General features: G+C 74.5%; 9 protein-coding genes and 1 pseudogene. 2 read left to right on the top strand and 8 right to left on the bottom strand.

Features of this window, described 5'->3' with window-relative positions:
* Nucleotides 1-24: 24 nt before the first annotated feature.
* From ACIQZN_RS28180 to ACIQZN_RS28165, 4 genes and pseudogenes are all read right to left on the bottom strand, one after another.
* Nucleotides 25-1,385 (bottom strand): annotated as a pseudogene (locus ACIQZN_RS28180) (trifunctional class I SAM-dependent methyltransferase/NUDIX hydrolase/VOC family protein).
* 79 nt (nucleotides 1,386-1,464) lie between these two features.
* Nucleotides 1,465-2,358, bottom strand: coding sequence for an esterase/lipase family protein (locus tag ACIQZN_RS28175; RefSeq protein WP_403999499.1), 894 nt, complete (start codon nucleotides 2,356-2,358; stop codon nucleotides 1,465-1,467).
* A 176-nt stretch (nucleotides 2,359-2,534) separates the two neighbouring features.
* Entirely contained in the window at nucleotides 2,535-3,545 is a 1,011-nt protein-coding gene (locus tag ACIQZN_RS28170) for a hypothetical protein (protein WP_403999496.1), read from the bottom strand.
* Nucleotides 3,542-7,066: a DNA polymerase III subunit alpha gene (locus ACIQZN_RS28165; protein ID WP_403999493.1), complete on the bottom strand. Its 3,525-nt coding sequence runs from the start codon at nucleotides 7,064-7,066 to the stop codon at nucleotides 3,542-3,544. Before ACIQZN_RS28165 ends, ACIQZN_RS28170 begins: the two co-directional genes overlap by 4 nt.
* A gap of 129 nt (nucleotides 7,067-7,195) precedes the next feature.
* Here ACIQZN_RS28165 and ACIQZN_RS28160 point away from each other — a divergent pair, with 129 nt between their 5' ends.
* A complete protein-coding gene (locus tag ACIQZN_RS28160) occupies nucleotides 7,196-8,191 on the top strand; it encodes a DUF3533 domain-containing protein (RefSeq protein ID WP_403999490.1) in 996 nt (331 codons plus the stop codon).
* A 137-nt stretch (nucleotides 8,192-8,328) separates the two neighbouring features.
* The gene (locus ACIQZN_RS28155; protein ID WP_403999487.1) at nucleotides 8,329-8,811 is read left to right on the top strand and encodes a phospholipase; all 483 of its coding nucleotides are present in this window, start codon (nucleotides 8,329-8,331) and stop codon (nucleotides 8,809-8,811) included.
* 71 nt (nucleotides 8,812-8,882) lie between these two features.
* Here ACIQZN_RS28155 and ACIQZN_RS28150 read toward each other — a convergent pair whose 3' ends face one another.
* From ACIQZN_RS28150 to ACIQZN_RS28135, 4 genes are all read right to left on the bottom strand, one after another.
* A complete protein-coding gene (locus ACIQZN_RS28150) occupies nucleotides 8,883-9,782 on the bottom strand; it encodes a S1 family peptidase (protein WP_403999484.1) in 900 nt (299 codons plus the stop codon).
* 189 nt (nucleotides 9,783-9,971) lie between these two features.
* Entirely contained in the window at nucleotides 9,972-10,772 is an 801-nt protein-coding gene (locus ACIQZN_RS28145; protein ID WP_403999481.1) for a DUF1684 domain-containing protein, read from the bottom strand.
* Between the two features lie 5 nt (nucleotides 10,773-10,777).
* Entirely contained in the window at nucleotides 10,778-11,713 is a 936-nt protein-coding gene (locus ACIQZN_RS28140; RefSeq protein WP_403999479.1) for an LLM class flavin-dependent oxidoreductase, read from the bottom strand.
* Nucleotides 11,710-12,684, bottom strand: a complete 975-nt coding sequence (locus ACIQZN_RS28135) for an LLM class flavin-dependent oxidoreductase (RefSeq protein WP_403999476.1) — start codon at nucleotides 12,682-12,684, stop codon at nucleotides 11,710-11,712. The genes ACIQZN_RS28140 and ACIQZN_RS28135 overlap by 4 nt, the downstream gene beginning before the upstream one ends.
* Nucleotides 12,685-12,813 lie beyond the last annotated feature (129 nt).

Below are 12,813 nucleotides of genomic sequence, written 5' to 3'. Positions count from 1 at the left end.
CATAACGCCCGGGCGGACGCCCCCTCAGCGCACCACCAACTCCGGCTCGTACCCCACCGCGTCCTCCAAGTAGGCGGCCAGGCAGTCCTCGCCGCCCGCGTGCGGATGACGGTCCGCGAAGAGCAGCCGCCAGCCGTGGTCCGGGGCCCGGGCCAGGCGGCCCGGTGCTCGACGTGGAACGCCAGGTGATGGAAACCGGGGCGCCGCCGCTCGTGTGCCCCCGGGGACCAGGTCCGGCGACTGCTCGATCACCACGTAGCCGCCCCCGCGCCGCCGTGGTGAACCCGCTCCGTGCGGGCACCGCTCACCGGCAGCACCACCGCCCGGCGCTCGCCCTTCGGTTCGTACGCGATCGGGTCGGCGTCCTCGTGCCAGTGGATCAGGAAGCGCTCCCCCGCCCGGTAGCCGTCGAGGCCCGCGCGGCAGTACGCGACCATGTCGTCGGGGAGGGCGTCCAGCGGATACCAGGACAGCTCGGAGCACTTGTCCGGTTCGCGGTTGTACGGGGGCCGCGCGGGGTCGTACGCCGCCTCGAAGAACCAGCCCGTGCGGGGGCTGCCGCCCGGGCCGCGGTGCTGCATGACCAGGGCCACGCGCAGCTCCGCCGGGTCCAGGGTGAGGCCGGTCTCCTCGGCGGCCTCCCGGATCATCGCGGCGCGCACGTCCTCGCCGTCCTCCACATGGCCGGACGGGGCGTGCAGCAGGCCGTCCGCGTACCCCGTGCCGGACCGGCGGGCGAGCAGGACCTCGGAGCCGCGACGGAGGATCAGGTGCACGTCGACCACCTCGGTGTGACGGTGCGTCCCGCGCGCCCGGGCGACCAGCGCGTACCGCTCGTCGTCCACGTCCTTGCCCCACAGGTCGCGGTCGCCGGAGAGCCGTTCGTGGTGGACGCGTTCGGTGAGTGGGGCGAGCAGCGCGGTGAGGCGTTCGGCGGGGATTCCCGTCCCGTTCCACACGCCCTCCACCAGGACCAGCCTGCCGCCGGGGCGCAGGAGCCCCGCCCAGTGACGCAGGACGGCCGCCGGGTCGGGCAGCAGCCACACCACGTGCCGGGCGAGGATCACATCGAACCTGCGGTCGCCGACGGGCGGCCGGGCCGCGTCCCCCACCAGCACCTCGGCGCCCGTGCCGGCGAGCTTGGCGCGGGCGCGCTCGACCATGCGCGGCGCGCTGTCCACGGCGGTGAGCCGGTGGCCCCGGCCGGCCGCGAGCAGGGACAGGCTCCCCGTACCGCAGCCGAGGTCGAGCACATCGGCCGGTCCGGCGGGCAGCCAGCTCTCCAGCCGCCGCGCCCAGGCGTCGCGGACCACCGGGTCGAGCAGCCCGTGGTCGGCCTCCTGGTCGAAGGTGTCGGCGAGGGAGTCCCAGTCGTTCGTCGTCATGATCCGATCGTGCCAGCCGCCACTGACAACGCCCCGTCCCGGCGAGGAGGAGCCCTCACCGGGACGGGGCGGCACGGCTCTAGCCGATGACCGAGGCGCAGTTGGTCGGGCCGGCGTGCGACGGGTCCAGGGCGTTCGCCACCTCGTGGTAGGCGACCCGGTCGATGGTCCCGATGGCGACGTGCTCGGAGAGGTCGACCGGGCACAGGTCCTGGAGCAGGACGTTGCGCACGTCCGGCCCGTCCAGGAACTGGGTCCGGTACGGGGTCACGACCTCGTCGTACCGGGTCGCGATGACGGTGTAGTGCACGCCGGGCACGGTGTCCGGCAGGGAGTTGAGCTTCTTGATGAAGGGCGATCCGGCCACCTGGTCGGCGAGTCCGGGCGTACCGGCGTTGAGCAGGTACTCGGCGCCGGGGAAGTACGGCAGGAGCTGGGTCAGGCCGAGCAGCGTGGTGCCGTGGTTGTCGGGGGCGAGGCCGATCATGGCGTTCACCTTGGCCGCCCCGCCGAGGAACTTCAGGTAGTAGTTCGGCATCATGCCGCCCTGCGAGTGGCCCACGATGTCCGCCTTGGCGGCGCCGGTGGAGGCGAGCACCTTGTCGACGAACGTGGCGAGCTGGCCTGCCGACTTGTCGATCGGACCGAGCCCGTTGAAGACCGGCACACCGGGCAGCTGGCCGTAGTCGAGCGAGTAGACGCAGTAGCCCCGGTTCACCAGGTAGGGGGCGAGGACGAGCCAGTTGTCGACGGAGTTCCCGAAGGTCCCGTGGACCAGGACGACGGGACGGGGGTGGGCGGCGGAGGGCTTGCAGGAGTAGTCGTTCCAGCCGCGCGAGGTGGCGGCCGTCGCGGTGGGGGCGGCCGCGGCGGCGGTGGCCGTGGGGGTGGCGACCGCGGCGACGGCGAGAAGCAGGGCGGCGAGCGTCCGGCGGGCGCGTGGGGAACGCGACGCACGGGTCCAGGGCAGCATCGTGGGGTCTCCTTGCGGCTCAAGGGAGTTGCGATGTCTGTGCACCCTGCGGCCCGGACCACAAGTTTCTGCTGCGTTTCTGCGTGCTCATGCCAAATTACGCATGAGTAGGGTTCGCTGGGAAGTTACGCGTCGGTAAAAAGTGCGCGGGGCCGCGCGGCGGGTGGCGAACCCCCTCAGGCCGCCAGCCGCCCCGGCATCACGGCCCGGGGGCCGAACCGCTCCCGCAGCTCGTCCGCGACCGCCTCGATCCGCCGGGCCCGCTCGTCCACCGGGTCGAAGCTCAGCTGCCGGGCGGCCCGTTCCGCCTCGCCCAGCCCCTCCGCGCGCAGCCCGATCCCCCGCACCCGGGCCCGTTGCAGGCCGAACGAGTCGTGGACGCGGTACGCGAGCGCGGTGAGCTCCGCGGAGTGCGCGGTGGGTTCGCGGAGGGTACGGCTCCGGGTCAGCGTCGAGTAGCCGGTGCGGTCGGCGTAGCGCACGGAGACCGCGAGCGCGCGGCACACCTGCCCCTCGCCGCGCATACGCGCCCCCAGCTCCTCGGTGAGCGACATGAGCGCGCGCCGCTGCCGCTCCGGGTCCAGCTCGTCGCGCGGGAAGGTGCGCTCGGCGGCGACCGAGCGGGCGGCGGCGTTCGGCCGGACGGCGGTGCGGTCGATGCCGTGCGCCCGCTCCCACAGGTCGCGCCCGGTCCGCGTCCCGGTGATCCGTTGCAGGGTGCCGAGCGGGGCCGCCGCGATCCGGCCGACGGAGTCGAGCCCGTACCCGCACAGCGTCCGGGCCGTCGCCGCCCCGACGCCGTCCAGCGCGGCGGCGGGCCGGTCCGCGAGGAAGGCGGCCACCCCGTCGGCGGGCACCACGAAGGTCGTCCCGGGCGCGGCCTGCCGCAGCGCCATCCGGGCCAGCATCGGATTCGGGGCGGCCCCGATCGCGCAGTCCACCCCGTGCAGGGCCAGCGCGCGGACCCGGATCACCGAGGCCAGGCCCCGCACGTCCCGCCCGAAGTAGCGGAGCGCGCCGCCCACATCGGCGAGCGCCCCGTCCGGCGGCGCCGCCTCCACGACCGGGGTGAACGAGCCGAGCAGGGCGAGCAGCCCCGCGTACCCGGCGGCGTCCGGGGGCCCGCCGCCGACCGGCCGGAACCGCAGGCAGAGGACACCGGGCTGCCCGTCCGGCACCCCGGTCATCCCGCGCTCCCCGGGCTCTGGTGCCACAACTTCCTTCCGGTGGGCAGGCCCTCACCGGGCGGCTTCAGGTCCGCCCAGGGGTTCATCTCGTAACCGGTGGGCATCCGGATGCGCCGCCCGTCGTCACCGGGCGGGGCCTCATCCGATGGCGCACCCCCGGCCTCCGGCTCCGGCACCTGCGCCAGCCGCTCCGCGACCGCGTCGAGTCCGCCGGTGCGCCGCAGCTCGGCCAGCTCCGCCAGATTCCAGGCGGCCGCGCCGACCACGCTCAGGCTGCGCGCCCCGCGCCGCTGCACCACCCCGCGCACAAGCAGCAGCCAGGAGTGGAAGACGGTGTGCGCGCAGGCGGCGTGGCTGTCGTCGAAGAAGGCCAGGTCGACCAGGCCCGTACCGTCGTCCAGGGTGGTGAAGACGACCCGGCGGCCGGAGCGGATGGGCGGGGTCTGGGTCGCCGCCTTGGCGCCCGCGACCAGCACGGTCTCCCCGTGCCGCGCCTCGCGCAGCCGCTTCGCCGAGACCGCGCCGAGCTCCTTGAGGAAGGCGTGGTGATCGCTCATCAGATGGCGCGAGACGTCCATGCTCAGCACGCCCAGTTCGGCGCTGAGCCGTTCCGCCTCGTTGAGGTCGGGCAGGCCGACGGAGGCGGTGCGGTGCCCGCCGCCGAGCGGGAGCTGCGCGCCGGAGCCCGCGCCGCGCTGGGCGCGGTGCAGTTCGGACAGGTGCAGCAGCAGGTCGCGGCGGTTGGCGCCGAACGCGTCCAGCGCGCCGACCTGGGCCAGCCGTTCGGCGGCCGGCTTTCCCGGGCGGGCCCGCTGCCAGAAGTCGAGCAGTGAGCTGTAGGGCTGGCCGTCCTCGATCCGGGCGACCTCGGCCTCGCTGATCCCGTGCACGTCGGAGAGCGCGAGCCGCAGCCCCCAGCGCTCCGCCTTCCCCCTCCCATCGGACACCAGTTCGATTCGATGGGCGGCCGCCGACCGGTTCACGTCCAACGGCAGCACGGGCACCCCGCGCCGCCGGGCGTCGGCGAGCAGCAGCCGCTTCGGGTACATCCCGGGGTCGTGGGTGAGCAGCCCGGCGTAGAAGGCCGCCGGATGGTGCGCCTTCAGCCAGGCCGACTGGTACGTGGGTACGGCGAAGGCCACCGCGTGCGCCTTGCAGAAGCCGTAGCTTCCGAACGCCTCGATGATTTCCCAGGCGCGGGCGATGACCTCCGCGTCGTACTTGCGCGCCGCCGCGTGCTGGGCGAACCAGACTCTGATCAGGGCCTGCGACTCGGGGTGGGAGAGCCCGCGCCTGACCCGGTCGGCCTCGTCGCGGCCGCAGCCGGTCATGATGTCGACCATCCGGATGATCTGCTCGTGGAAGACCACCACGCCGTACGTCTCGCGCAGCGGGCCCTCCAGGTCGGGGTGCGGATAGCGGACCGGCGCGCGGCCGTGCCGGGCCTCGATGAACGGGCGGACCATGTCGGCGGAGACCGGGCCCGGCCGGAACAGCGAGATGTCGACCACCAGATCGTGGAAGTTCTCCGGCTGGAGCCTGCCGACCAGGTCGCGCTGGCCGGGCGACTCGATCTGGAAGCAGCCCAGCGTCTCGGCCGTCCTGATCAGCTGGTACGTGCGCGGGTCGCCCGGCTCCACGGCGTCCAGGTCCACCTCGCGTCCCGAGGCCCGCTTCACCTCGGCGACCGCGTGCGCCATCGCCGACTGCATCCGTACGCCCAGCACGTCGAGCTTGAGCAGCCCCAGGTGCTCCACGTCCTCCTTGTCGAACTGGGACATGGGGAAGCCCTCGCCGCTGGTGGGCATGACGGGGGTGCGGCGCAGCAGCGAGGCATCCGAGAGGAGGACGCCGCACGGGTGCATGGCCACGCCGCGCGGCAGTGCGTCCAGCGCTTCCACCAGCTCCCACAGCCTCCCGTACGTCTCCTTGGTCTTCGCGACCTCGCGCAGTTCGGGCAGTTCCTCCATGGCCGCGCGGGCGTCGCGGGCCCGGATGTGCGGGAACGCCTTGGCGAGCCGGTCGGTCTCGGCCGGGTTCATGGAGAGCGCGGCGCCGACGTCGCGGATGGCGTGGCGCACCCGGTAGGTCTCGGGCATGGCGACGGTGGCGACCCGCTCGGCGCCGAAGCGGTCGATGATCGCGCGGTAGACGTCGAGGCGGCGGGCCGACTCCACGTCGATGTCGATGTCGGGCAGCACGAAGCGGCGCTTCGACAGGAAGCGCTCCATCAGCAGCCCGTGCTCGACCGGGTCGGCGTGGGCGATGCCGAGGAGGTGGTTGACCAGCGAACCGGCCCCGGAGCCCCGGGCGGCCACCCGCACCTTCATCGCGCGTACGTCGTCCACCACCTGGGCGACCGTCAGGAAGTACGAGGCGAAGCCGTGGTGGGCGATGATGTCCAGCTCGTGGTGCATCCGGTCCCAGTACCCGGGCCTGCGGTCATAGCCGCGCAGCACCATGCCGGCGGCGGCGCGGGAGGCCAGCACCCGCTGGGCGGTGCGCCGCTCCGCGCCGACGAGGCCGGGCTCGGGGAAGTGGACGGAGCCGAGTCCGATGTCGCCCCCGGGGTCCACCACGCACGCCTCGGCGGTCTGCCGGGTCTCCGCGAGCAGCCGCGCCCCGGCACCGGCGCCGAGCCCGGCGGCGGAGGTGATCCGCTCGGCGGTCTCCGCCATCGCGCGGGCGTCCTTGAGCCAGCGCTCACCGCTGTCGAGCGGGGCGCGGCGCGGATCGACGGGGACGAGCCGGCGGGCGGCGTCGAGCACGTCGGCGACCGGACCCTGCCCCGGGTCGGCGTACCGGACGGCGTTGGTCAGCACGGCCCGTACGCCCTGCTCGGCGGCGAGGCCGACGGTACGGGCGGCGAGCCGCAGCGAACCGGGCCCGGCGCCGGTCCGCCCGTGGTGGACGGCTTCGAGGCGCAGGCCGTCGCCGTACAGCTCGCGCCAGGGGGCGAGGAGGGCGGCGGCCAGGTCGGGGCGGCCCGCGGACAGGGCCCGGCCCACGTCGGAGGCGGGGCCGAGGAGCACGGTGAGCCCTTCGGCGGGCAGCGCGAGCCGGCCGACCAGGGGCCGGCCGCCCTCGGGGACGGCGGCGTGGGCGGCGGTGACCAGCCGGCACAGCTCGGCCCAGCCCTGGGCGCCGTCGCGGGCGAGGAAGGTGACCCGGGGTGCGGATTCATCGACAAAGACACCCCCACGGGCCGGGGTGCGGGGGCGTCGGGCGGGCCCGTCCCCCGCGCCCGGCCCCGGTCCCACCGCGAGGTCCGCCCCGAAGAGCGGGCGCACTCCTTCCCGCTCGCAGGCCCGGGCGAACCGGACCGCGCCGGCCAGGGTGTCGCGGTCGGTCAGCGCGAGGGCGTCCAGGCCGCGCTCGGCGGCGCGCTCCGCCAGCCGCTCCGGGTGCGAGGCCCCGTACCGCAGGGAGAACCCGGAGGCGGTATGCAGATGCGTGAACCCTGGCACCTGCACCTCCTGAACCGATTCGTACGCGCTGGCCACCCCCTCGCTCTCCACCATAAACCAAGTTTCGAACACTCGTACGATACTCGCCGCCCGCCTCATCTCCCCCGGTCACGCGCGCCTCCCCTTCCGCCGTTCGGCCGCGCCCCGACTGCGCGCGCGAGGGGCAGCCCGGAGCGTGGGGGCATGACTTTCGCCGACGAGGTGAGGAACGCCGTCACGCCCCGGGCCGCTCTGCTCGTCATCGGGGTGCTGGCGCTCCAGCTGCTGTTCATCGCGTCGTACATCGGGGCGCTGCACCACCCGAAGCCGACGGACGTCCCCTTCGGCGTCGTCGCGCCCCAGCAGGCGTCCGCCCGGCTCGTCGCCCAGCTGGACGACCTCCCGGGCGGCCCGCTCGACCCGCGAACGGTCTCCGACGAGGCCACCGCCCGCCGGCAGATCCTCGGCCGCGAGATCGACGGCGCCCTGATCGTGGACCCCCGGGGCACGCGGGACACCGTGCTGGTCGCCTCCGGCGGGGGCACCGTCCTGGCCACCTCGCTCACGAAGATCGTCAAGGAGGCGGAGGCGGCCCAGCGGCGCACCGTGCGCGCCGTCGACGTGGCCCCGGCCTCGCGCCAGGACTTCGACGGGCTGTCCGCGTTCTACCTGGCGGTGGGCTGGTGCGTCGGCGGCTATCTGTGCGCCTCGATCCTGGCGATCAGCGCGGGCACCCGCCCCGCCAACCGGCAGCGCGCGCTGATCCGGACCGGGGTCATGGCGCTGTACGCGATCGCGGGCGGCATCGGCGGCGCGCTCATCATCGGCCCGATCCTCGACGCCCTGCCCGGCAGCTCCTGGGGGCTGTCGGGCCTGGGCGCGCTGACCGTCTTCGCGGTCGGCATGATCACCCTCGCCCTGGAGGGGCTGACCGGCATCGTCGGCATCGGCCTGGCCGTCCTGATCGTGGTCATCGCGGGCAACCCGAGCGCGGGCGGCGCCTTCCCGCTCCCGATGCTCCCGGACTTCTGGCGCGCGATCGGCCCCGCCCTGCCCCCGGGCGCCTCGACCTGGACGGCCCGCTCGATCGCGTACTTCCACGGCAACGCGGTGACCGGCCCCCTGCTGGTCCTGTCCGCCTGGGCGGCGGCGGGCACGGCGGGCACCCTGCTGACGGCGATGCGGCGGCGCGCCCGCTGACACGTACCCCGCACGGCGCACAGCGCCGAACAGCCACCGCACGCCCCTAGGCGTGACAGGTGCATGGCGGCATTCTGGAGCGACCTCGCGCACCCGCGAGGTCGCTCCAACTGCTCCTCACCCCACGGAGGTTGTCCATGCGCCGTCGCGTCGCCACCCTGCTCGCCACCCTCGGGCTGTCGCTCCCGCTCGCCCTGCTGCCCACCGCCTCCGCCTCGGCGGCCCCCGCGGACAAGCCCCAGGTCCTCAGTTCCTGGACGCAGACGAGCGCCGCCAGCTACAACGCGTGGAACTCCGCCCGCAACAACAAGGGCGCCTGGTCCGCGTACGGCTTCGACTGGTCGACGGACTACTGCAGCACCTCGCCCGACAACCCCTTCGGCTTCCCGTTCCAGACGGCCTGCGCCCGCCACGACTTCGGGTACCGCAACTACAAGGCCGCCGGCACGTTCTCCGCCAACAAGGCCCGGCTCGACAACGCGCTCTACTCCGACCTCAAGCGCGTGTGCGCCGCCTACTCCGGCGCCAAGCGGAGCTCCTGCGACGCCACGGCCTGGACGTACTACCACGCGGTGGACATCTTCGGCGTGGCACCGGCCGGGGCGGGCGCCAGAGGCTGACCGGCCCCGCACCCCGCACGCACATGGCCCCCGGCGGGACCGGGGGCCATGTGTCCGTACGGGACCGGACGTCAGTTCAGGGTGACGCCGTACGCGCTCAGCGCCTCGGTGACCGGCTGGAAGAACGTCGTACCGCCGGAGCTGCAGTTGCCGCTGCCGCCGGAGGTCAGGCCGACGGCCTTGCTGCCGGAGTAGAGCGGACCGCCCGAGTCGCCGCCCTCGGCGCACACATTGGTCTTGATCATGCCGTAGACGACATCACCGTTGCCGTAGTTGACCGTGGCGTTGAGCCCGGTGACGGTGCCGCTGTGGATGCCGGTCGTGGAGCCCCGGCGGGTCACCGACATGCCGACCGTGGCGTTGGCCGCGCCGGTGATGGTGACGCTGCCGACCTTGCCCGGGTGGGCGAGCGAGGTGTTGTCGTAGCGCACGATTCCGTAGTCGTTGGTCGGGAAGCTGGAGCCGACCGTCGGGCCTATGTAGGTGCTGTTCGAGGAGTTGGTGTACCAGGGCGGGTTGCCGTCGGTGCAGTGACCGGCGGTCAGGAAGTAGTACGTGCTGCCGCTGTGGACGTTGAACCCGAGGGAACAGCGCCAGCCGGGGGCGTAGATCGCGTCACCGCCGGCGAGCAGCTTGTTGAACTTGCCCGGGGTGTGCTCGATGCGCAGGGCGCCCGCGTTGCCGCCCGCGGAGTCCTTGATCTGCTTGATCTCCGCCGCGGAGACCGTGCTGTCGACCGTGACGACGACCTTCCCGGTCTTCTGGTCGACGCTCCACGCCGTGCCCGCGATGTCGGCGCCGAGGACGGCGTCACTCGCGGCGGCCAACTGGTTGGCGCTGTACGTTCCGGTGGAGTTCGCCTGGGCCGTGGGGGCGGCCAGGGCGCCTACGGCCACCAGGCCCGCCGCGATGGCGAGGGCCCGAGTGCGTCTGGCGGTACCGCTGAGGGGGGTGGTGCGCTTGATCCTCACTGTCATTCCTCCCGAGGGGAACATCGGGGGCCCGCCTGTGGGGTGGTCGGGCCCGTGAGGCGCAGTCAGGCACACGGCGATCCGTCCGCATTCCGGATACGCCGTGCCCCTGACAAGCGCTGCTCGGGAGTATTCAAGGCGTCAACTTCGCGCGCAAGGGTGCCTTTTGGCCTGAGCTCGCGACAGCCCTCAGCCGTCGGTGCGTTGCCGCTCCCCCGCCTCCACGGCCACCGGAAGGGTGTTGCCCGGCGGCGGGAAGGGGCAGATGAAGTGGTCCGCGAAGGCGCACGGCGGCAGCAGAGCGCGGTTGAGGTCGACGGTCACCGCGCCGTCGGCGTCCGGTGCGGCGGGCCGCAGGAACCGGAAGCGGTAACTGCTGTTCCCGCTGGTGGCGTCCGCGAAGACGGCCCAGAGCGAACCGTCCGGCTCGACGGCGACCTGGAGCGTGTGCCCGGCCCCGTCCAGCGCGAAGGCGATCTCCCCGGCGAGCCCCAGCCCGCGTGCGACACCGTCGGCGTTCTCGACCCGGACGGTGCGCGCGTCCGTGTACGGGCGGAAGGTGCCCGGCACCGCCCAGCGCGGCTCGTACGGGGTCGCCTCGATCGCCCGGAAGGCGCGCCGCGCGGGCGATTCGGGGTCGAAGACCCGCACCGCCCACAGGCCCTCGCGGCTGAGCACCACGAGCCTGCGTCCCTCGTGCGCGGCCCGGGACGCGTCGACCGGACCCCGGTCGGCACCGAGCCGGACCTCCCCGGCGAAGGGCTTCCCGTCGACGGTCAGCCCGTCCTCCGGGGCGGCGTCGAGCACCAGGGCGCCGTCCTCCTCGCGCCACCGGCCCGGGACGGCCGGAATTCGCCCCTCCGGGTAGTCCGCGAGCCAGTGGGTCCCGGTGAGGGAGAGCGGACCGTAGGGCGCCGAGACCGTGGCGGTCCGCTCCTGGTGCCAGCGCTCCCAGTCCCGCGCTGCCTGCTGCTGTGCGTGCGTGCTCATGGAGGTCAACCCTTCCATACGGGTGCGGCGATCCCGAGGTGCGACCGCAGCGTGGAACCGGTGTACGTACGGCGGAACGCCCCCCGGTCCTGGAGGAGCGGAACGACCCGGTCCACGAAGTCGTCGAGGCCGCCGGGGCCGTGCGCGACGAGGAGGAAGCCATCGGCCGCGCCCTCGGCCACGTACGCGCCGAGCAGTGCGGCGACGGCTTCCGGGCTGCCGCTGAACGGTCCCCGCGCACCGGTGTCATCGTTGTCATCGAGTACGGAGGCGTTGTCATCGAGCACGAAGGCGACGCGGAGCATGACCTTCAGCTCGTCGTGCGCCCGGCCGTGGGCCGCGAGCCGCCCCTTCACCTCCGCGTAGCGGGCGCGGGCCGCGTCGAACGTGGTGTGCGGGAGGAGCACGATGTCGGCGGTGGACGCGGCGAGTTCCCGGTCCTCCGGCGAGTCGCCGGCCAGGACGGTGACGGGATGCCCCTGCGGACAGCGCTCCACGGTGAACTCCCCCTCCACCGCGAAGTACCGCCCGCGATGGGCGACGGGGCGCGGGCTGCCGTCGGGCGACCAGGAGTCCCAGAGCGCCCGGGCGGCGGTGACGAACTCGGCGGCGCGCGGGTGCTCGCCGGCCGGGGGGTGCGCGTGCCAGGCGGCCCGGCCGGCGCTGAGGTGGTCGAGGGTGGCGAGGCGGCGGGCCGGTTCGCAGGGCTCCCCGAAGGCGGTGCTCGCGGCGAGGCCGAGCCGGTCGGTGCCGGCGGCGAGCGCGGCCAGCACGGTGAGCGCGTCGGGGCCGTGGGCCTCCCCCTCCGCGACGAGGAGGAAGTCGAACAGGCCCCGCTCCGCCGTGCGCGCGAGCCGTTCGTACGAGGCGAACCCGGCCCGCTCGCCGGCGCCGGGGGCGTACGCGGCGAGGTGCATCCGCCGGGGCGGGGCGGTCGTCATACGCCCGCTCCGGCCCGTGCGTACCGGCGGGCGGGCCGGGCCAGGCCCAGGTGCTCGCGCAGGGTGCCGCCCGGGTAGAACGTCCGGAACAGGCTGCGGTGCTGGAGCAGGGCCACCGTGCCGTTGACGATCCGTTCGAGGTCGCGCCCGGGGGTGATCGGGGTGAGGTGGAAGCCGTCGACCGCGCCGGCCCGGTACCACCGGGTGATCAGCGCGGCCAGATCGACCGGGCCGCCCCGGTAGTAGGTCCCCCGGTCGGCGGGTGGCGGCTCGTCGGCCAGCCCCGGTTCCGGTGCGGTCTCGGCGTCGCCGAGGTCGACGGTGAGCGCGGCGAACACCCGCAGCGCGTCCGGGTCCCGGCCGTGCGCGGCGGCGCGGCGGCGCACGTCGTCGCGGATCGCGGCGGTCCGCTCGGGGGTGGCGGCCCGGACGAGGACGACGTCGGCGTGGCGGGCGGCGGCCGCCCTGGCCGGTTCGGGCGTGCCGTCGATGACGACGACGGGGTGGCCCTGGGGTGGTTCCCAGTGGTCCCAGCTCCGGGCGCAGACCTCGGCGCACTCCCCGGCCCCGTCCCACAGGGCTTCGGCGGACGCGGCGGGGCGGCGGCCGAACAGCCGGGCCTCGGCCTCCGTCGCGGACACGTCGACCCGCCAGCCCGCCCGGCCCCGGCTGACCCAGTCCAGGGTGGCCACGGCGGACGCCAGGCGGGAGGGCTCGGTGTGGGTGGCGGTGACCGTCGGCACGAGGCCGATGCGGCGGGTGGCGGGGGCCACCCGGGCGAGGACGGCGAGGGCGTCGGGCCCCGGCCGGGCGAAGGAGTCGCCGAGGGTGACGAAGTCGAGCGCGCCGCCCTCCGCGAGCCGGGCGAGGCCGGTGTGGTGGGCGGCGTCGTAGCGGGGCGGGCCGCCGATCTCGGCGGCCAGGTGGAGGGGCCGGAGGGCGGAACGGGATGCGGATGTGCGCGCGGGCATGCGGAGGCTCCGTGGATACGGTGATCGAACACGGGGCGCGCCCTCGGCGCGAAAACGCGGAATCGCAGCAGCGTGAAGCATGACGGACGGGCCCCTCAGCCCGGTCCTCCCCCGAGACAAGCGGTGCCG

This window comes from Streptomyces sp. NPDC097595, from assembly GCF_044761525.1.
GTDB lineage: Bacteria > Actinomycetota > Actinomycetes > Streptomycetales > Streptomycetaceae > Streptomyces > Streptomyces drozdowiczii_A.
This window is presented reverse-complemented; position numbering and strand designations above follow the sequence as displayed.